Origin of the sequence: Caulobacter sp. 1776, from assembly GCF_040545685.1 — a bacterium.
GTDB lineage: Bacteria > Pseudomonadota > Alphaproteobacteria > Caulobacterales > Caulobacteraceae > Caulobacter.
Map to the genome: position 1 here is coordinate 119,289 of NZ_JBEPMI010000006.1, position 18,111 is coordinate 137,399.

At 67.2% G+C, this 18,111-nt stretch carries 20 protein-coding genes; 7 read left to right on the forward strand and 13 right to left on the reverse strand.

Annotated elements, in window-relative coordinates:
* Positions 1 to 7: 7 nt before the first annotated feature.
* The 5 genes from ABIC66_RS16750 to obgE form a co-directional block, all read right to left on the reverse strand.
* A complete protein-coding gene (locus tag ABIC66_RS16750) occupies positions 8 to 1,783 on the reverse strand; it encodes a M14 family metallopeptidase (protein WP_354071415.1) in 1,776 nt (591 codons plus the stop codon).
* Between the two features lie 68 nt (positions 1,784 to 1,851).
* Entirely contained in the window at positions 1,852 to 2,418 is a 567-nt protein-coding gene (locus tag ABIC66_RS16755; protein WP_354071416.1) for a hypothetical protein, read from the reverse strand.
* Positions 2,419 to 2,443: 25 nt separating this feature from the next.
* A complete protein-coding gene (locus ABIC66_RS16760; protein WP_354071417.1) occupies positions 2,444 to 3,973 on the reverse strand; it encodes a UbiD family decarboxylase in 1,530 nt (509 codons plus the stop codon).
* A 163-nt stretch (positions 3,974 to 4,136) separates the two neighbouring features.
* Entirely contained in the window at positions 4,137 to 5,282 is a 1,146-nt protein-coding gene (gene proB / locus ABIC66_RS16765) for a glutamate 5-kinase (RefSeq protein ID WP_354071418.1), read from the reverse strand.
* Positions 5,279 to 6,343: a GTPase ObgE gene (gene obgE / locus ABIC66_RS16770; RefSeq protein ID WP_354071419.1), complete on the reverse strand. Its 1,065-nt coding sequence runs from the start codon at positions 6,341 to 6,343 to the stop codon at positions 5,279 to 5,281. The genes proB and obgE overlap by 4 nt, the downstream gene beginning before the upstream one ends.
* A 301-nt stretch (positions 6,344 to 6,644) precedes the next feature.
* Between obgE and ABIC66_RS16775 the strand changes: the two genes are divergently transcribed.
* The gene (locus ABIC66_RS16775) at positions 6,645 to 7,577 is read left to right on the forward strand and encodes a hypothetical protein (protein ID WP_502910362.1); all 933 of its coding nucleotides are present in this window, start codon (positions 6,645 to 6,647) and stop codon (positions 7,575 to 7,577) included.
* 114 nt (positions 7,578 to 7,691) lie between these two features.
* Here the strand turns inward: ABIC66_RS16775 and ABIC66_RS16780 are convergent, their stop codons facing one another.
* The 3 genes from ABIC66_RS16780 to rplU form a co-directional block, all read right to left on the reverse strand.
* Positions 7,692 to 8,222, reverse strand: coding sequence for a GNAT family N-acetyltransferase (locus ABIC66_RS16780; protein ID WP_354071421.1), 531 nt, complete (start codon positions 8,220 to 8,222; stop codon positions 7,692 to 7,694).
* 190 nt (positions 8,223 to 8,412) lie between these two features.
* Positions 8,413 to 8,682, reverse strand: coding sequence for a 50S ribosomal protein L27 (gene rpmA / locus ABIC66_RS16785; RefSeq protein ID WP_047406501.1), 270 nt, complete (start codon positions 8,680 to 8,682; stop codon positions 8,413 to 8,415).
* Between the two features lie 33 nt (positions 8,683 to 8,715).
* Positions 8,716 to 9,288: a 50S ribosomal protein L21 gene (gene rplU / locus ABIC66_RS16790; protein WP_354071422.1), complete on the reverse strand. Its 573-nt coding sequence runs from the start codon at positions 9,286 to 9,288 to the stop codon at positions 8,716 to 8,718.
* A 202-nt stretch (positions 9,289 to 9,490) separates the two neighbouring features.
* On the opposite strand from rplU, the gene ABIC66_RS16795 reads away from it, so the two are divergent.
* Both ABIC66_RS16795 and ABIC66_RS16800 read left to right on the forward strand, forming a co-directional pair.
* Positions 9,491 to 10,120 carry a hypothetical protein gene (locus tag ABIC66_RS16795; protein ID WP_354071423.1) on the forward strand — a complete coding sequence of 210 codons (630 nt, stop codon included), beginning with the start codon at positions 9,491 to 9,493 and terminating at the stop codon, positions 10,118 to 10,120.
* 46 nt (positions 10,121 to 10,166) lie between these two features.
* Positions 10,167 to 11,276, forward strand: a complete 1,110-nt coding sequence (locus ABIC66_RS16800) for a CobW family GTP-binding protein (RefSeq protein WP_354071424.1) — start codon at positions 10,167 to 10,169, stop codon at positions 11,274 to 11,276.
* Between the two features lie 81 nt (positions 11,277 to 11,357).
* On the opposite strand, the gene ABIC66_RS16805 is transcribed toward ABIC66_RS16800, so the two are convergent.
* Positions 11,358 to 11,792 (reverse strand): ExbD/TolR family protein, encoded by a 435-nt coding sequence (locus ABIC66_RS16805; RefSeq protein ID WP_354071425.1) that lies wholly within the window; start codon positions 11,790 to 11,792, stop codon positions 11,358 to 11,360.
* 144 nt (positions 11,793 to 11,936) lie between these two features.
* Positions 11,937 to 12,383, reverse strand: coding sequence for a biopolymer transporter ExbD (locus tag ABIC66_RS16810; protein WP_354071426.1), 447 nt, complete (start codon positions 12,381 to 12,383; stop codon positions 11,937 to 11,939).
* A gap of 342 nt (positions 12,384 to 12,725) precedes the next feature.
* Here ABIC66_RS16810 and ABIC66_RS16815 point away from each other — a divergent pair, with 342 nt between their 5' ends.
* The gene (locus ABIC66_RS16815) at positions 12,726 to 13,745 is read left to right on the forward strand and encodes a WD40 repeat domain-containing protein (RefSeq protein WP_354071427.1); all 1,020 of its coding nucleotides are present in this window, start codon (positions 12,726 to 12,728) and stop codon (positions 13,743 to 13,745) included.
* 148 nt (positions 13,746 to 13,893) lie between these two features.
* Here ABIC66_RS16815 and ABIC66_RS16820 read toward each other — a convergent pair whose 3' ends face one another.
* A complete protein-coding gene (locus tag ABIC66_RS16820) occupies positions 13,894 to 14,556 on the reverse strand; it encodes a nitroreductase (RefSeq protein ID WP_354071428.1) in 663 nt (220 codons plus the stop codon).
* 125 nt (positions 14,557 to 14,681) lie between these two features.
* Between ABIC66_RS16820 and mtgA the strand changes: the two genes are divergently transcribed.
* The 3 genes from mtgA (at position 14,682) to ABIC66_RS16835 (ending at position 16,434) form a co-directional block, all read left to right on the forward strand.
* On the forward strand, positions 14,682 to 15,359 hold the full coding sequence (gene mtgA / locus ABIC66_RS16825; protein WP_354071429.1) for a monofunctional biosynthetic peptidoglycan transglycosylase: 678 nt from the start codon (positions 14,682 to 14,684) through the stop codon (positions 15,357 to 15,359).
* Positions 15,360 to 15,373: 14 nt separating this feature from the next.
* Entirely contained in the window at positions 15,374 to 15,922 is a 549-nt protein-coding gene (locus tag ABIC66_RS16830) for a GNAT family N-acetyltransferase (protein ID WP_354071430.1), read from the forward strand.
* 101 nt (positions 15,923 to 16,023) lie between these two features.
* Positions 16,024 to 16,434: a Ros/MucR family transcriptional regulator gene (locus ABIC66_RS16835; protein WP_354071431.1), complete on the forward strand. Its 411-nt coding sequence runs from the start codon at positions 16,024 to 16,026 to the stop codon at positions 16,432 to 16,434.
* Here ABIC66_RS16835 and ABIC66_RS16840 read toward each other — a convergent pair.
* Both ABIC66_RS16840 and ABIC66_RS16845 read right to left on the reverse strand, forming a co-directional pair.
* Positions 16,431 to 17,177: a VOC family protein gene (locus ABIC66_RS16840; protein ID WP_354071432.1), complete on the reverse strand. Its 747-nt coding sequence runs from the start codon at positions 17,175 to 17,177 to the stop codon at positions 16,431 to 16,433. The two genes, ABIC66_RS16835 and ABIC66_RS16840, sit on opposite strands and share 4 nt — an antisense overlap.
* A gap of 91 nt (positions 17,178 to 17,268) precedes the next feature.
* Positions 17,269 to 18,021, reverse strand: a complete 753-nt coding sequence (locus tag ABIC66_RS16845) for a DUF899 domain-containing protein (RefSeq protein ID WP_354071433.1) — start codon at positions 18,019 to 18,021, stop codon at positions 17,269 to 17,271.
* Between the last annotated feature and the right edge of the window lie 90 nt (positions 18,022 to 18,111).

Below are 18,111 nucleotides of genomic sequence, written 5' to 3' on the forward strand. Positions count from 1 at the left end.
GACCCTCCTATCGCGCGATTTCGCGGGCGATCGGATAGAGCAAGTAGTGGTCGTCATAGAAGGGCGTGCGTTCGTAGAACCAGGCCAGGCGCGCGTCCGGATCGGCGGCGAATTTCGGTTCGGCCGCCAGCTTGGCCTCGAACGCAGCCTTCAGCGCCGGATCAGCCGTCAGCATCGCCTCGGCCAGCGGGGCGATGGCGTAGGACTCGATATATTCGACCCGGCTCAGCACCTCGGGGACCATGCCCCAGGCGAAGACGCTCTCGCTGGACTGTGGCTCCAGCAGCAGGACCACCAGGTCGCCCAGCGGCTGGTCGGTGGGGACGCGGACCGAGCCTTTGGGGAAGGTCCAGTCGCGGGTCTCGGTGGTGACCTGGTCGACACTGATCTGGACGTGGCCTTCGTTGGCGACGGTCGCCAGCTTGGGATCGACCAAGCGGATCATCTCGACCTTGATGGTCGTGTCCCGGTCGAGGGTCTCCAGCCTCACGCCGTGCAGCTTCAGCCGCTCGATCAGGTCGGCGCGGTAGCTGGGTGCGTAGTAGGCGACCGGGCGCTTCAAGGTCAGGGTCGGGTGCGAGCCGTAGAATGGCGTCCGCCAGATCTCGGGATCGGGCTCGCCCAACCAGCGCACCTCCTTCCGGCCGGAGGCGGGGCTGTCATAGTATTCGTACTTGATGCCCTTGAAGGCGCGCGTGTAGCTCGGCTTGTCGTCCGACACGAAATTGACCGGGATCTCGGCGGGGCGCAGGGCGCGGTCGGCGGCGATGGCGGCGCGCAAGGTCTCGCCTTTGTCGGCCAGCAGCTTCAGGGCCGTCTCGATGAAGACGTAGGTCCCGAGCACGCGCTGGGCGTGGGGCTTCAGGCTATGGTTCTCGATCAGGATGGTCGGGACATGGGCCGCGGCGCCCCAGCCGTTCGAGAAGCGCTCGCCCAGGCCGCCGTCGTTGAACCCGGCCTTGGGGTTCTGGTCGTCGATGCCGAACACCAGCTCGCCCGGGATGTGGCCCTCGGCCTCCAGGCTCTGGTTCATGACGGGCTTGAGCTCCGTGTCCAGCCACCGAGCGATGGCCGGCGAGCGGCACCAGACGCCGTTCTCGCCGTTGAAGCCGTAGGTGACGTCGTACTGGTAGTCCAAGCCGTCGGTCACGTGGACGTCGACATAGAGATCGGCCCTGTACTTGGCCTGCAGGCGCTTGAGCGCCTGCATCTCCGGCTGGTCCAGCTTCATGAAGTCGCGATTGAGGTTCTGGTTGGTCGCCGTGTTGCGCCAGCCCTGGATGCGCGGCCCGCGCTGGTTGGGCCGCGAATAGGCGCTGGCCCGTTCGTGTCCGTCGACCGACAGGATCGGGATCAGGACCAGGTTGACCTTGTCCAGCAGGCCATCCTTACCGTGAAACGCCATGTCCCGCAGCAGCATCATGCCGGCGTCCTTGCCGTCGATCTCGCCGGGGTGGATGCCGCACTGGACCAGCAGTAGCGGCTTGCCGGGATCCAGCGTGTCGCCGTCCTTGCTGGCGATCACCGCGAAGATCGCCCGGCCCTGCGGCGAGACGCCGAAGTCCTCGACGCGGACCAGCTTGGACGCGTTGTCCAGCCTGTCGAACCAGGCGCGGGTGTCGGCGTAGGTCGGCGAGAAGTCGTGGTCGGCGTCGGCCTCGAACGGCGTCACCCACGGATCGGACTTGTCGCGGAGCAGGGCCTGGCTGGCGCCCTGCCAGTGCGGGGCGGGCGGCAGGAAGGGCTGATCCCATGGGGCCTTGGGCGAGGGAGTCTGGGCCATGACGGGCGCTCCGGAAACAAACAGGGCGCTGTCGTCGCCCCTCCGCGCGGCCCTGGCAAGGGGGCGCTCTAGAAGACGAGCAGGACCAGGACGTAGACGATGTTCAGAGTGGCCAGCATGACCAGCTCGGTGATCCGGTTGCGGACCAGAATCAGCACCGCGACCAGGGCGTAGAACACCAGGTTCATGACGCCCGAGAAGCCCATCCAGCGTCCAGCGACCATCTCGGCCGGGCCCTTAATCAGCGACTGGACCAGCTCGAAGCCCAGCAGGTTGGCGGCCAGCAGGCCGCCGGCCATGTAGTGCTTGTGGTCGCGGAACCAGGCGTCGAGATCGGCGCCATCTTGCAGCTCTTCCGGGACGGCCAGGGACGCGATCACATAATAGGCGCCGGCCGCCGACAGGCAGGCCAGCACCAGGCGAAGGCTGATGTCGGCCACCCCCAGATTGCGCCACCCGCTGGTCACGGCGCTGGCCATGTCGAACAGCAGAAGCAGCATCAGCAGAGGCGTGAGCCAGCCGATGCGGATGGTCTTGCGATGGGCGATCAGGCGCGCGGCGCCGGCCAGCACCTTGGCGAAGGACAACGCCAGCAGGACCCCGTAGCAGGCGAAGAAGATCTCGATCGCGTCCATCAGGCCCCCAACGACTCAGACGACGCTACTTCCAGATCGGCGTCCCGTCTCCCGGCAATCCCAGGCGCGCCCACTTCTCGCTGACGGCGTCGACCACCGATTGGTCCATGCGGATCTCCTCGCCCCATTCGCGCTTGGTCTCGGGCGGCCACTTGTCGGTGGCGTCCAGGCCGATCTTGGAGCCCAGGCCGCTCTCGGGGCTGGCGAAGTCGAGATAGTCGATCGGGGTGTGCTCGATCACCGTGATGTCCCGAGCTGGATCCATCTTGGTGCTGATCGCCCACATCACGTCCTTCCAGTCGCGGGCGTTGATGTCGTGGTCCACGACGATCACCCACTTGGTGTACATGAACTGGCGCAGATAGCTCCAGACGCCCAGCATCACGCGCTTGGCGTGGCCGGGATAGGCCTTCTTCATCGAGACCACGGCGATGCGATAGCTGCAGCCCTCGGGCGGCAGCCAGAAGTCGACGATCTCGGGGAACTGCTGGCGGATCAGCGGAATGAACACCTCGTTCAGCGCCTCGCCCAGCACCGAGGGCTCGTCCGGCGGCCGGCCGGTGAAGGTGGTCAGGTAGATCGGGTCCTTGCGCATGGTGATCGCCGTCACCTGGAAGACCGGGAACTTCTCGACGCTGTTGTAATAGCCGGTGTGGTCGCCGTACGGACCCTCGTCCTCGTATTCGTCCAGCAGCACATGGCCCTCGATGACGATCTCGGCGTGGGCCGGGACCATCAGCGGCACCGTCTTGGCCGGGACGAGGTCGACCTTGGCCCCACGCAGCAGGCCGGCGAACTGGTATTCCGACAGGGTGTCGGGCACCGGCGTCACGGCGGCCAGGATCGTGCCGGGATCGGCGCCGAGCACGGCGCAGGCGGGCAGGGGGTCCTTGTTCCCCGCCTTCTTGTGGCGGGCGTAGTGCTGGGCCCCGCCGCGATGGGCCAGCCAGCGCATGATGCAGCGATCCTTGGAGAGCACCTGCATGCGGTAGATGCCGAGGTTGAAGTCGTCCTCGCGATCCTTGCCCGGGCCCTTGGTGACGACCAGCGGCCAGGTGATCAGCGGCGCGGGTTCGCCCGGCCAGCAGGTCTGGACCGGCAGCGTCGTGAGGTCGATCTGGTCGCCGGTCAGGACCACTTCCTGCACTGGGGCCTTCTTCACCGTTCCGGGGCGCATGCTCATGACCGTCTTGGCCAGGGGCAGCATGTCGAGGGCGTCCTTCAGCCCCTTGGGCGGCTGGGGCTGGCGCAGAAAGGCCAAGAGCTCGCCGACCTCGCGCAGCTCGCCCGCCGTCTCGCGCGGCTCGCCGCCCAGGGTCACGCCCATGGCCACGCGCTTGACCGTGCCGAATAGGTTGGCCAAGGCCGGCATCGACGAGCGCGAGCCGTCGGGCAGCAGGACATGCTCGAACAGCACCGCCGGCCCGCCCGTGGCCAGCAGGCGCGTCTGGATCTCGGTCATCTCCAGCACGCTGGACACCGGCTCCTTGACCCTAACGAGCTCGCCCTTGGCCTCCAGGACGTCGATGAATTCGCGGAGGGAACGGTAGGCCATGGGGACTCCTGGGAACGCGCGGAACCTAGACCGGGCGATGGGAGAACTGAATCAGAAACTGTCATCCCGGGCGGAGCGTAGCGGAGACCCGGGACCGCCACGAACGCAGCGCTTCCGGCGGTCCCGGATCGGCGCGCTACGCGCTTGTCCGGGATGACAGATTCTAGGCGCTGACCGCCAGGTCGTCGGCGTGGATCATTGGGCCTTCGGTGAAGCCCAGCTCGGCCTCGATGGCGTCGGAGCGCAGGCCGGCGATGCGGTGGGCGTCGGCGCTGTCGTAGCGGACGATGCCACGCGCGACCTCGCGGCCGGTCTCGTCGCGGACCCGAACGGCGTCGCCCTTGTCGAACGGGCCCTCGATCGCGCGGACGCCCGCGGCCAGCAGGCTCTTGCCCGAGACCAGCGCCTTGGCGGCTCCGGCGTCGATCGTCACCCAGCCCTGCGGAGCCAGCGACCCGGCGATCCAGGCCTTGTAGGCGGCGGCGGGCGAGGCGCCCGCCTCGATCAGGGTGGCCTTCTCGCCGGCGGCGATGGCGGCCAGGGGATGGGGACGCGAGCCCAGGGTGATCAGGGTGGCGCAGCCGGCGGCGCGGGCGATGCGGGCGGCGGCGATCTTGGTGGCCATGCCGCCGGTGCCGACCCCGGCCGCGGTATTGGCGCCTTCGGCCATGCCGGCGATTTCGGGGGTGATCTCCGACACCAGCGGGATGTGGGCCGCGCCGGGGTTTCTGCGCGGGTCGGCGGTGTAAAGGCCGTCGATGTCGGAGAGCAGCACCAGCAGGTCGGCGCCGGCCATCTGGGCCACGCGGGCGGCCAGGCGATCGTTGTCGCCGTAGCGGATCTCCTCGGTCACCACCGTGTCGTTCTCGTTGACCACCGGGACCACGCCCAGGCCCATCAGGGTCTCGGTGGTGGCGCGGGCGTTCAGCCAGCGCCGGCGGGTCTCGGTGTCGTCGCGGGTCAGCAGGATCTGAGCGACGCCGATGTCGTGCGGCGCGAAGGCCTGCTCCCAGGCGTGCATCAGCAGGCTCTGGCCGGCGGCGGCGGCGGCCTGCTTCTCCGGCAGGGTGATCTTGCGGCCGGCCAAGCCCAGCCGGCGGCGTCCCAGCGCGACCGCGCCGGACGAGACGACCAGCACCTGCTTGCCGGCCGCGCGCAGGGCGGCGGCGTCGGCGCAGAAGGCGTCCAGCCAAGCGCGATTGGCCGCGCCCGTCTCGGCGTCGACCAGCAGGGCCGAGCCGACCTTGAAGACGATGCGCCGCGCCGCCTCGAATGCGCCCTTGCTTCCCCCGAGCGAGCCTTGGCTCACGGCGTCCAGCCCCCGGGGGTCTCGTCGACGTGGTCCTCGTCGTCCGCGATCTCGTCCTCGAGGTCGCCGCGGCGGATGCGCACCTGCCGATAGGCGGCGCGCAGCAGCTCGGTGACGCCCTGGCCGGACACGCCGGAGACCAGGCGCGGCTTGACGCCGGCGACCGCTTCCAGCGCGGCGACCTTCTCGGCGAGGGTCTCCTCGTCGAGGGCGTCGATCTTATTCAGGGCCAGGATCTCCGCCTTGTCGGCCAGCTCCTCGCCATAGGCCTCCAGCTCGCCCCGGATCGTCTCGTAGGCGCCGGCGATGTCGTCCTGGGTGGCGTCGATCAGGTGGATCAGGGTGGCCGAACGCTCGACGTGGCCCAGGAACCGCGTGCCGAGACCGGCGCCTTCCGACGCGCCCTCGATCAGGCCGGGGATGTCGGCCAGCACGAACCGTTCGCTGGATGACAGGTCGACCACGCCCAGGTTCGGGGTCAGGGTCGTGAACGGATAGTCGGCGATTTTCGGCTTGGCGGCGCTGGCGGCGGCCAGGAAGGTGGATTTGCCCGCGTTGGGCAGGCCGACCAGACCGACGTCGGCAATCAGCTTCAGTCGCAGCCAGATCCAGCGCTCCTCGCCCTCCTGGCCGGGATTGGCGTATTTCGGCGCCTGGTTGACCGGACCCTTGAAGTGCAGATTGCCCCAGCCGCCGTTGCCGCCCTTGGCCAGCAGCAGGCGCGCGCCCACGTGGTCGAGGTCGGCGATCAGGGTTTCCTTGTCCTCCTCGAGGACCTCGGTGCCCACCGGAACCTTCAGCAGCACGTCGTCGCCCGCCGCGCCGTGACGCGCCCGGCCCATGCCGTGCACGCCCGTGCCGGCCTTGAAGTGCTGCTGGTAACGATAATCGATCAGGGTGTTGAGGCCTTCGACGGCCTCGATCCACACGTCGCCGCCGCGACCGCCGTCGCCGCCGTCGGGGCCGCCGTACTCGATGTACTTTTCGCGGCGGAACGACACCGATCCGCCGCCGCCGTTACCGGAGCGGATGTAGATCTTGCATTGGTCCAAGAATTTCATGGCGCTCTTTAGTCCCAAGGCGTCCCGCGCGTCGAGCCAAAAGGCCCCTAGAGCCCCGCGGAGCGGGTGGATCATCCGCTCCGCGGGGCTTTGATTTCAAGATCGCGGACGCGCCGCGGCGCGCCCGGGGTGCTGTGACGCTTGGTCACTGGGGATGTCGCGAAAAAGCGTGGCTGACGCCCGCGATCGTGACGAAGTGTTAAAACACATAGTGCGACAAAGTGTCTTGGCAGCAAAACCGTCGTTTCTTCTACGGCGGAGCGGGAGGCTGACCTTGGGCACGGTAGATGAAGGCGGAGCGATGCTGGGGAAGGATCTGCGCGATTTGTCGACGCAGGATCTTCACCGTAAGTATAGCGCCGAGGCGTCCGCCCACCGCAATATCTTGATCAGCCGGGGGACCGGCATCGCGCCGCAGTGGCGCGAGTTCAAGACCTTCCTCGCCGAGGTCGGCGTCAAGCCGTCGGCGGAGCACAACCTCGTGCTGGTGAATCGCTACGAGCGCACCTACGGCCCGGGCCGAGCCCGCTGGATGACCCCCGAAGAGCAGGCCGCCCACGAAATCGAATTCGATCGCCTCCGCGCCGAGAAGCAGCGCGAAGAGCAGCTGCTGATGCACAAGACGGCGGCCGCCAAGCGCGCCAGCACGCCGGGCGCGCCGTCGTTCGGCCAGTGGACGCCGATGGCCGGCAAACAGGTGGCCTATACCGACGTCGCCAAGAAGTTGGCTATTCCGGTGGTGGCGCTGTCCAAGGCCATGCCGGCGGGCACCAGCGCCGACGAGCTGGTCAAGCGTTCGGGGACCGCCAACGAATTGATCAACGAGAACGCCACGTGGCTGCCGCCGGACCCGGTGCGCAAGCAGGGGTTCTTCGAGGCCTACCGCATCTGGCACCTGCAGGTGCAGCCGCAGTTCGCCCGCGCCGCCACCCCGACGTTCCTGTTCCTCTACATCGCCTTGCCGGTCATGAAGCAGTGCCGCGACGAGCTGATGGACCTGGACCTGTGGAATCCGCTGGGCCAGCGGGCCATGGCCGCTCGTGACGGCCACTTGTCCTGGAAGAAATACACGGAGTTCATGCCGCGGGCCCAGGTGGCGCTGATGGAAATTCCCATCTACGCGACCTATTCGTTGCTGTCGGACCTCGACGCCCTGTGCGAGCGGATCACTGTCGCCGAGAAGCGTTTCCGCGAAGGTCCCCAGAAGGTGATCCACACCCACCGCGCGGCTTAGAGAGAGAAGTTGTCATCCCGGCCGCAGCGAAGCGGAAAGCCGGGATCGCAACAGACTCGGCGCTTCCGGTGGTCCTGGCTCGGCGCGCTTCGCGCTTGGCCGGGATGACAGTTTTTACGCCAGCCACACCATCATCCGCGTCGCGGCCGGTTCGCCGCGCGCGATCGACGGCTTGTGCTCGACGACCCCGGTATAGAGAAAGCCGGCCTTGACCAGCACCCGGCCCGAGGCGGCGTTGTCGGCGAAGTGGCCGGCGGTGACATAGCGCTTCTTCCAAGCGCCGCGGGCCCAGTCCAGCGCGCCCTTGGCGGCTTCGGTGGCGTAGCCGCGACCCCAGTAGGGACGGCCGATCCAATAGCCCATCTCGACCCCGCCCTCCGGCGGCGTGAACAGGCCGACGACGCCGATCAGACCCTCGCCGACCAACTCGATGGCGAAGGTGTTGTCGCGCGAGCGGTCCTGGGTCCCGCAGCGAGCCACGAAGTCCTCGGCGTGATCGCGAGTGTAGGGCGAGGGCATGCGGGTGGTCATGCGCGCGACGTCGTGATCGACGCAGAAGGCCGCCACGCGCTCGACATCGGCCTTGGCCGGCGCGCGCAGCGTCAAGCGCTGGGTCTCGATGACGGGTCTTTCAATGACGCACATCGGCGCCTCCCAGAGTTCCTCCGGTCCTCCTTGAAGCGGGACCGTGACGCCGCCATGGCGAAGTCTGTTTCAAAAGGCGGCGAGACAAAACAAAAGCGGGGAGCCCGGCGTTCCGGACTCCCCGCTAGAGATCGTCTGTCCGGATCGTCTTCTTGGCAGAAGCACGACCCGAAGAAACTCTGGTTCGTGCTTACTCGGCCGGTTGAGCGGCCGGGGTCACCGTCACATAGGTGCGGTTTTGCTTCTTGGTCACGAAGCCCACCGCGCCTTGAACGAGCGCGAAGAGGGTGTGGTCCTTGCCGATGCCGACATTGGCGCCCGGATAGAACTTCGTGCCGCGTTGACGCACGAGGATGTTGCCGGCGAGAACCTTCTCGCCGCCGAACTTCTTCACGCCAAGGCGCTTCGACTCTGAGTCGCGACCGTTGCTGGACGAGCCGCCTGATTTCTTGTGAGCCATCTTGCTCTCCTAAATCCTAGATGACGAAGCCGATTAGGCTTCGCCGTCTTCCTTGGCGGCGGCCTTCTTCGGCGCGGCCTTTTTCTTCGGGGCTTCAGCGACAGCGTCGGCGTGCTCGACGACGGCGGCTTCAACCTTCGGGCTGGCCTTCGAAGCCTTCTTCACGACCGGGGTCGCTTCGACGGCGGCCGGGATCGTCGCAGGAACGGCGGCGTCGCCGAGGCCACGGGCGCGGGCGTTCAGGATGACCTTCGGGGTCAGGTCGATCGCGCCGTCCCACTTGGCTTCCAGGCCAGCGCCGACGACCGACGTGACGCGCACGACGGACTCGAGCTGACGATGGCCGCGGGTGCGGCGATAGCCCTGGCGACGGATCTTCTTGAAGATCTTCACCTTCTCGCCCTTGCGGGTTTCGAGCAGGGTGCCGGAGACGACAGCGCCGTCCACGGTGGGGGCGCCGACCGTCACGGCCTCGCCTTCGCCAAGCATCAGGACTTCACCGAAGGCCACGGCAGCGCCGGGTTCACCTTCGAGCTTTTCGACAACCAGCAGGTCGCCGGCTTGAACCCGGTACTGCTTGCCGCCGGTTTTGATCACCGCGTACATAGGTTTAGCGCCTTAAAAACGTGCGTTCGCAAAATAGGGAACGCCCGCTCGGAAACCCGGCGGGCGAAGAGGGCGCGACTTATACAGCGCAAAGGCTGGGAGTCAACGGCGTCCGGGCGGATTCCCGCACCGATCGGGGCCAATGTGCTGTCGATGCAATAAGCCTCTGGCCTGTTACTTTATAACACGCTATAGCCATCCCGTGAACCCGACGCTTCTCGCCCCCATCGCCGTCACCGGCTTTACGGTCGCCTTCCTGCACGCGGCCCTGCCGACGCACTGGCTGCCGTTCGTGCTGGTCGGGCGCGGTCAGCATTGGTCGGCGGGCAAGACCCTGGGCGTCACCTTCCTGGCGGGCCTGGGCCACGTGGCCTTCACGATCCTGCTGGGCCTGATCCTGGTCGGCGCGGGCCTGGCCGTGCAGCCGAGGATGGGCGACCTGTTCGGCTGGGCGGTCGGGGCCCTGATGATGGGCCTCGGACTCTTCTATCTATGGCGCGGCCGCCACGACCACGGCGAGGCCGAGGTCTCGACCCGCCGCTACGCCTCGGACCGGACGGCGATCATCGCCCTGGTGGTGCTGCTGACCCTGTCGCCCTGCGAGGCCTTCCTGCCGATCTATCTGGCGGGGGTGAAGCACGGCTGGACGGGCTTCGCGGCGCTCAGCGCCGTGCTGATGGCCGCCACGGCCGCCGGCATGCTGCTGTTCACCACCCTCAGCCTGGCCGGCGTCAAGCACCTGGGGCTGGAGAAGATCGCCCGCTACGAATCGACGATCCTGGGCGTCGCCCTGATCGCCATGGGCGTCGGCGTCGCGTTTCTCGAACTCTGACGGTCCCCCGCTTTTGTTTGAGTGACCGAGCGCCTAAATAGCGCCCATGACCCAAGCCTCCTCCGTTTCCGGCAAGATCCCCGTCACCGTGCTGACCGGCTATCTCGGCGCCGGCAAGACCACGCTGCTCAACCGCATCCTCACCGAGGAGCACGGCAAGCGCTACGCCGTGATCGTCAACGAGTTCGGCGAGGTCGGCATCGACAACGACCTGGTGGTCGGGGCCGACGAGGAAGTGTTCGAGATGAACAACGGCTGCGTCTGCTGCACGGTGCGCGGCGACCTGATCCGGGTTCTTCAGGGCCTGATGAAGCGCAAGGGCGGCTTCGACGCCATCATCGTCGAGACCACGGGCCTCGCCGATCCGGGCCCGGTGGCCCAGACCTTCTTCGTCGACGACGACGTCAAGGCGCGCACGGCCCTCGATTCGGTCACCGCCGTGGTCGACGCCAAGCACATCATGCTGCGTCTGGGCGACAGCAAGGAAGCCGTCGAACAGATCGCTTTCGCCGACCAGATCGTGCTGAACAAGACCGACCTCGTCTCGGAGGACGATCTGCGCCACGTCGAGGCTCGCATCCGCCGCATCAACCCGCTGGCCCCGATCCATCGCGCCCAGCGCTCCAACGTTCCGCTGGACGCCATCCTGGGCAAGCATAGCTTCGACCTGGAGCGGATCACCGACCTGGAGCCGGATTTCCTGAATCCCGCCCACGGCGAGCCGGGCCACGTACACGACGAGCACTGCGGTCACGACCATCATCATCACCACCACCATGACCACGACCATGTGCATGACGAGCACTGCGGCCATGACCACCACGATCACGACCATGGGGCCGCCAGCGCCATCCACGACGACGGCGTGAAGGGGATCTCCCTGACCCTGGACAAGCCCGTCGACGGCCAGAAGATCACCGCCTGGCTCAACGACCTGCTAGCCAAGCGCGGTCCGGACATCCTGCGCGCCAAGGGCATCATCGACGTGAAGGGCGAGGACAAGCGCCTTGTCTTCCAGGCCGTGCACATGATCCTGGAAGGCGACTTCCAGCGTGAATGGACCGACAAGGACAAGCGCTACAGCCGCATGGTGTTCATCGGCCGCGATCTGGACGAGGCCGAGCTGCGCAAGGGCTTCGAGGCGACGGCGGCTTAAAGACCCACCGCCCGGCCAAACAAATAGCCCCGGAGCCTGAGCTCCGGGGCTTTCGTATTCTAGGATATCATCGAGGTCCGATCAGTGGATGTCCTCGTTGACGATCCCGACCTTGGTCCAGCCGTTGTGGTGGACCTCGTTGATCACGCCCATGAAGGTCTCGTACGGCACGTCGGCCTGAGCGCTGATCATCACCCGCTGGTCGCCACGCGATCCGGTCTGGCCATCGGCCTTGAAGCGAGCGCTGAGATCGCCAGCCAGCCTATCCAGCCGGGTCGCCCGGCCGGCCAGGAACAGCGCGCCTGAGGTCTGGATCGCGATGGCCATCGGCTTGCCTGGCGGAACGTCTTTCGACGCGGGCGGCAGATCGAGCCTGATCGATGTCACGGCCGTGGGCACGGCGACCATGAAGATCACCAGCAGCACCATCAGGATGTCCACGAAGGGCGTGACATTGATGTCCGCGTTTTGGCGCACCGCGTAGCGCCCGCCGCCGCCCGAGAGTTTCGCCGCCATGGTCCGCTTCCTTTCCCGCTGAAAAGTTACAAGCGTAGTCTGATCTCTTTTCTACAGTTGTAAAGTCTGGAGTCGGAGGCACGAAAAAGGGGCCCGGCGTCGCCGCCGGGCCCCTGATGTCTTGGCTGTCGCCGAGGACGATCCTTAGTGGATGTCTTCGTTGATCAGGCCGACCTTGTACCAGCCCGCGGTCTGCAGCTGGTTCAGCACGCCCATGAAGTCGGCGTACAGCACGTCGGCGTCGGCGCGGATCATGACGCGCTGATCGTCCTTCGGGCCGGCTTGGCCGGTGGCGGTGAACTTGGCGTTCAGGTCGCCTTCCAGGTTGTCCAGGCTGGTCTGCTTGTCGGCGATGAAGATCGCGCCCGACTTCTGGATCGAGATGAAGACCGGTTCCTTCGGCTTCTCCTGCGTCGGGTTCGGCACCGCCGGCGGCAGGTCGATCTTGATGGAGGTCACGGCCATCGGCACGGCGACCATGAAGATGATCAGCAGCACCAACAGAATGTCCACGAAGGGCGTGACGTTGATTTCGGAATTCTGGCCCAGCGAATAACGGCCACCGCCGCCGCCAGCAAGTTTAGCCGCCATAGCCTGACTGTCTCCCAGAAGGTCGCGCCGCTCGGGGCGCGCCTGAAATGTCGTTACCTCGCCACGTCTGGCGCAGACGGGCGCGGAAGTAAAGCCCGACGACGCGCCGCGATGGCAACCCCTTTTCGAGTCTTTTTTGCCGAACGCCGTTCGAACGAGCAGCTTGTGGCCCGTGGCCTCGCGTGAGGCGCGAAACGCGCGCGCGGGCCGAGCTTTCTGAAAGAGTCTGGTCGTCGCGGCCCTCCTGGCCCCGGAGCCCCCTGGGCTCCGATTCTAAAAGTTAGAGCGTGGCGGCCGCCAAAACCGCTTACACTTTTGGCTGCCACGCTCTATCTCGCGCGCATGATCTTTTCTTTCGACGCCTTCGTCACCGACGCCCTGTTCGACCGCTCCGGCCGCGCCATGTTCGCCCTGGGCGACGGCACCGTTCGTCTGCAGACCGAGGACGGATTCATCACGGTCGAGGCCCATGACGGCGCCGTCCTGGCCGCCGCGGCGCATCCCAGCGGCGCCGGGATCGTCACGGGCGGCGACGACGGTCGGGTGGCCTGGAGCCGAATCGAGGGCGGCGAGGTGGTCGCCACCGTGATCGCCGAGGTGAAGGGCCGATGGATCGAGCACGTGGCCGCCAGCGCCGCCTCGGGCTTGATCGCCTTCACGGCCGGCAAGGAGGTGCATGTCCGCGACGTGGCCGACCCGGCCTTCGCCCGCACCTTCTCGCACGAGAAGACCGTGTCGGGTCTGGCTTTCGAGCCCAAGGGCCGTCGCCTGGCCTCGGCCACCTACGGCGGCGCCCAACTGTGGTACGCGCGGATCGCCGACCAGAAGCCGACCCCGCTGAAATGGGCCGGCAGCCATATCGCCGTGACCTTCAGCCCCGACGGCAAGTTCCTGATCTCGTCGATGCAGGAGAACCAGCTGCACGGCTGGCGGCTGTCGGACAGCAAGGACATGCGGATGGGCGGCTATCCGTCCAAGATCAAGAGCCTGGCCTTCTTCGACAAAGGCAATCTGCTGGTCACCGCCGGCGCCAATGGCGCGGTCATCTGGCCCTTCGCCGGCGCCAACGGCCCGATGGGCAAGGAGGCCGCCGAGATCGGCTTCTCCCGCGATTCGATGGTGGTGCGGGTGGCCGGCGTCGACGTCCAGCCCGTGTGTTTCGCGGGCCAGGACAACGGCAAGATCTGGGCCGCCCACATGCGCAACGGCCGCATCGAGACCCTGAAGGCCGAGAAGGGCGCCCCGATCAGCGCCCTGACCGCCAGCGCCGACGGCAAGCGGCTGGCCTGGGGCGACGAGAGCGGCGAGGCGGGCGTCGTGGCCATCCCGGACCTCAGCGGGCCGCGCGAGTTCGCGGGGTAATTTTCATTCCGATCTTCCCGGCGAAAGCCGGGACCCAGATGGAAGGGCTCGGAGGTGTTCGCCAAGGACGCCGCGCCTATTCCAATCAGCCTCGGCGCCACGGGATCTGGGGCCCGGCTTTCGCCGGGGGAGAGCGGAATAGAGGAGGTTAGAACCCCTTCAGTTCGCCCCACGCCTCGAACGGGTCGCGGCGCGAGCGCCAGAGGTTCACCGGCGCGGCCTCGTCGCGATAGCCGAGCGCCATGCCGGAGAACAGCATGTGGCCCTCGGGCAGGCCGACGTGGGCGTCGACCACTTGGTTGTAGTGCGACCAGAACTCCTGCGGGCAGGTGTCCAGGCCCCGCTCGACGGCCAGCAGCATGAAGGTCTGCATGAACATGCCGACGTCGCTCCACTGCGGCGGGCCGCAGCGGCGGTCGATCGAGAAGAACAGCTGCACCGGCGCGCCGAAGCCCTGACCGTTGGTCGAGAACCATTGCTGGCGAGCCAGCTTGTCCTCGCGCGGGATGTTCAGCGACGCGTACATGTCCTCGCCGACCTGGAACCGGCGGCTGCGCAGCGGCTCCCACAGATTGGGCGGATAGACGGCGTATTCGGTCTCGTCCGGCGAGGCGACCCGCTGGAGCATGGTCGCCTTCAGCGCCTTCAAGGGCTCGCCGGCCACGGCCTGGACCCGCCAAGGCTGCAGATTGCCGCCGGACGGGGCGCGAGAGGCGGCCTCGAGGAGTTCACGCACCACGGCGCCGTCCACGGGATCGGGCTTGAAGGCGCGCACCGACATGCGGCGGTTGACGGCGTCGATCACGTCCATCGAAGGCTCCCTTAACCCCGCGACTCTATCCCACGCGACAGGGGCGGTTCGTCTGGTTAGCATCCGTCCGCTGCGTCAAGACAAGGGATGTCTGGGCGGCGTCTGCAGCTGGGGGGAAACGTTTCGTGCGGCGGCTTTTGCGTAACATCGCGCTGGCTCTGTTCATCGTGCTGGTGGCCGGACCGGTGGTGACCGTGATCCTCTATCGCTTCATCCCGCCGCCGGTGACGCCGCTGATGGTGATCCGCGCCGTGGAGGGGCGGGGCCTGGATCATCGCTGGAGACCGATCGACAAGGTCGCTCCGGCCCTGCCGCGCGCCCTGATCGCGGCCGAGGACGCCAAGTTCTGCGACCATCGCGGCTTCGACTTCGATGCCTTGCAGAAGGCCTACGCCAATAACGAGTCGGGCCGGAAGATCCGCGGCGGCTCCACCATCAGCCAGCAGACCGCCAAGAACGTCTTCCTGTGGCCGGGGCGCTCCTATGTCCGCAAGGGGCTCGAGGCCTGGTTCACGGTGTTGATCGAGACCTTCTGGGGCAAGAAGCGGATCATGGAAGTCTATCTGAACTCCATCGAATACGGCCCGGGCATCTACGGCGCCGAGGCCGCCGCCCAGCGGTATTTCGGGGTCGGGGCCGACCGCCTGAGCCCGGCCCAGGCCTCGCGCCTGGCCGCGATCCTGCCCAGCCCGCTGAAGTGGAAGGTGATCAAGCCTGGCCGCTACGTGGCCAAGCGCAGCAAGAAGATCGGCAGGGCCTCGGGTGCAGTGCGCCGCGGCGGCCTGGCCGAGTGCGTCAGCTAGAGCGGAGAAATGCGATGCGGGTAGCGCCGGGGCCCACGCTCGAGACCGAACGGCTGATCCTGCGACCGCCGGCCGACGTCGATCTGGACGGCTGGGCCGAGATGATGGCCGACCCGGTCGCCGCCCGCTTCATCGGCGGTCAGCAGCCGCGGTCGGTGGCCTGGCGGTTCATGGCGGCCATGGCCGGGTCGTGGTCGCTGAGAGGGTTCGGCATGTTCTCGGTGATCGAGAAGTCGAGCGGTCGCTGGCTGGGTCGCATCGGCCCCTGGAAGCCGGAAGACTGGCCGGGGACCGAGGTCGGCTGGGGGCTGCATCCAGCCGCCTGGGGCCAGGGCTATGCGGTCGAGGCGGCCGAGGCGACGATCGACTGGGCCTTCGATCATCTGGGATGGACCGAGGTGGTCCACTGCATCGATCCGGAGAACGCCCCCTCGATCAAGGTCGCCCAGCGCCTCGGCTCGACCAATGGCGGCAGGACTCAATTGCCGCCGCCCTACGAGGCGACGGTCATCGATCTGTGGGGCCAGACGGTGGCGCAATGGCGGGCGCGGTCCGGTCGCTAGTTCGTCCGGCTTCGTCGAAATTCACGAGCGGACCCAATAGTCCCGAGTCCTGATTTCGGACGTGGCCCAGAGTTGGTCACCGCTTTCCGAAGGAAGTCGTCATGGACCCGTCCGCCACGCCGACCCTGGGCCTGACCGCCCGGATCATCAGCGCCTATGTCTCGTCCAACGCCCTCGAACGCGCGGACCTGCCCAGGCTGATCCGCACGGTCCATGAGGTGCTGGATGGCGCGGCGCGCGGACCCGACGCCTCGGTCGCCGCACCGGCCAAGCCGACCCTAGGCGCGATCCGCCGCAGCGTCCGCCCCGAGGCGCTGGTCAGCTTCCTGGACGGGCGGCCTTACAAGACGCTGAAACGCCACCTGCATCGCCACGGCCTGACCGAGGCGGACTATCGCGCGCGCTTCGGCCTGCCCGACGACTATCCGATGACCGCGCCGGAATATCGCGACCGGCGCAGCGCCATGGCCAAGGCGTCGGGCCTGGGCCATGCGCGACGGACCGCGATCTAGCCTCGCGGGCCGAGGAAGGCGAAAAGCCCGCCCTGCGGATCCTTGGCGTTGACCGCGAAGGCGCCGCCGGGCACCTCGATCGGACCCATCAGAACCTCGCCGCCCTGGGTCTTCACCCGTTCGATGGCTGAATCGACGCCCTCGACGCCGAAATAATAGAGCCAGTAGGGGCCCGGCGCAGGCTGGTGGTTGCTGAACATGCCGCCGAACGCGCCGTCGGGCCCGCCGAAGGTCTGGTAGACGCCCATCTCTCCCATCGGCATGGCGTCGTACTTCACCCAGCCGAACAGGCTCGCATAGAAGGCGAAGGCCTTCTCCCAGTCGGCCGCGTGCAGCTCCGACCAGCCCAGAGAACCGGGCGACATCGGCGCGGGGCGCGGCGGGGCCTCGCTCAGCGACCCCTTGAACACGATGAACATCGCGCCCTGCGGATCGGCGACCACGGCGAAGCGGCCGACATCGGGAATGTCCTGCGGCGGCTTGTGAACGACGCCGCCGGCGGCCTCGACCTTCTTGGCATAGGCGTCCACGTCGTCGACACCGACATAGCCCAGCCAGCCTGGCGGGACGCCCTGCATCTCCAGCATGCCGCCGACGGGGATCTCGCCTGCCTTGAAGATCGTATAGGGTCCGGCGGGGCCGGACGACATCTCGGAGGACCAGCCGACCACCGCCTTGTAGAAGTCCCCGGCCGCCTTGGTGTCGGTGGTGACGAGCTCGAACCAGACGAAGTCGTTGGCCATGCGGGCCTCCTTTGATGGGGATGCGAGAGCGCCGCCCGGCGCGGGCAGCGTCTCGACGAAAGCGCTCCAGGATCGGATCATGCTGACGGGATCAGGCCGCCGCCCCGCTGCAACAGGCGGCCTTGGGCGCGTCCTCGTACTCGTCATGGCGACGGACGAAGCCCATCGTGCCGTCCTCGTTGCGGCCCAGGGGCGCGCGGTCCAGGATCATCAGCGTACCGAGCAGTTCCTCGGCCCCTCGGGCATAGGTGGAATAGGTGTGGAACACCTGGCCGTCGGCGTCGCGGTAGAAGGCCGACAATCCCGGCAGCTCGTCATTGCCCTGCGACGCGGGAAGAGTGGTGAAGTTGTAGTCGATCGTCTCGCCGGCCAGGTCCTGGGGCGAGAACGAGACGTGGAAGTCGCGATTGAAATCGCTCTCGAACGACGACACCCACGGAAAGCGCCAGCCCATGCGACGCTTGTAGGCTTCGATCTTGGCCAGCGGGGCGCGCGCGACGGCGACCAGGGTGACGTCGTGGTGGTTCAGGTGGGGCAGGGTTCCGTCCAGGTGATCGGCCATGAACGAGCAGCCCGGGCAGCCCGCCTCCCAGTCCGGCCCCAGCATGAAGTGGTAGATCATCAGCTGGCTGCGACCGTCGAACAGCTCGGCCAAGGTCTTCTTCCCGGCCGGGGTGTCGAAGACGTAGTCCTTGTCCAGCTTCACCCAGGGGAGGGCCATGCGCTCGGCGTTCAGGGCGTCGCGCGCGCGGGTGTGGGCCTTTTCCTTGACCAGCAGGGCGCGGCGCGCCTCCAGCCAGTCCTCGCGGGAAACCACGGCGTGCTTTTCTGGGGCATGCGACATTACGTCCTCCGTAAGCTGAACAACTTCGGCTTGACTTTTTACGTTGATATCAACCTACATGGGCCATGTCAAAGGCGGCCGTGATTCTTC

Coding starts and splice junctions, on each gene's coding strand:
- ABIC66_RS16840 (WP_354071432.1), bottom strand. CDS start 17,177: ATGGCCAACGACTTCGTCTGGTTCGAGCTCGTCACCACCGACACCAAG.
- ABIC66_RS16810 (WP_354071426.1), bottom strand. CDS start 12,383: ATGGCGGCTAAACTTGCTGGCGGCGGCGGTGGCCGTTATTCGCTGGGC.
- ABIC66_RS16820 (WP_354071428.1), bottom strand. CDS start 14,556: ATGGACGTGATCGACGCCGTCAACCGCCGCATGTCGGTGCGCGCCTTC.
- ABIC66_RS16760 (WP_354071417.1), bottom strand. CDS start 3,973: ATGGCCTACCGTTCCCTCCGCGAATTCATCGACGTCCTGGAGGCCAAG.
- ABIC66_RS16805 (WP_354071425.1), bottom strand. CDS start 11,792: ATGGCGGCGAAACTCTCGGGCGGCGGCGGGCGCTACGCGGTGCGCCAA.
- ABIC66_RS16815 (WP_354071427.1), top strand. CDS start 12,726: ATGATCTTTTCTTTCGACGCCTTCGTCACCGACGCCCTGTTCGACCGC.
- ABIC66_RS16845 (WP_354071433.1), bottom strand. CDS start 18,021: ATGTCGCATGCCCCAGAAAAGCACGCCGTGGTTTCCCGCGAGGACTGG.
- ABIC66_RS16775 (WP_502910362.1), top strand. CDS start 6,645: ATGCTGGGGAAGGATCTGCGCGATTTGTCGACGCAGGATCTTCACCGT.
- ABIC66_RS16780 (WP_354071421.1), bottom strand. CDS start 8,222: ATGTGCGTCATTGAAAGACCCGTCATCGAGACCCAGCGCTTGACGCTG.
- ABIC66_RS16835 (WP_354071431.1), top strand. CDS start 16,024: ATGGACCCGTCCGCCACGCCGACCCTGGGCCTGACCGCCCGGATCATC.
- rpmA (WP_047406501.1), bottom strand. CDS start 8,682: ATGGCTCACAAGAAATCAGGCGGCTCGTCCAGCAACGGTCGCGACTCA.
- rplU (WP_354071422.1), bottom strand. CDS start 9,288: ATGTACGCGGTGATCAAAACCGGCGGCAAGCAGTACCGGGTTCAAGCC.
- ABIC66_RS16830 (WP_354071430.1), top strand. CDS start 15,374: ATGCGGGTAGCGCCGGGGCCCACGCTCGAGACCGAACGGCTGATCCTG.
- ABIC66_RS16750 (WP_354071415.1), bottom strand. CDS start 1,783: ATGGCCCAGACTCCCTCGCCCAAGGCCCCATGGGATCAGCCCTTCCTG.
- ABIC66_RS16800 (WP_354071424.1), top strand. CDS start 10,167: ATGACCCAAGCCTCCTCCGTTTCCGGCAAGATCCCCGTCACCGTGCTG.
- ABIC66_RS16755 (WP_354071416.1), bottom strand. CDS start 2,418: ATGGACGCGATCGAGATCTTCTTCGCCTGCTACGGGGTCCTGCTGGCG.
- obgE (WP_354071419.1), bottom strand. CDS start 6,343: ATGAAATTCTTGGACCAATGCAAGATCTACATCCGCTCCGGTAACGGC.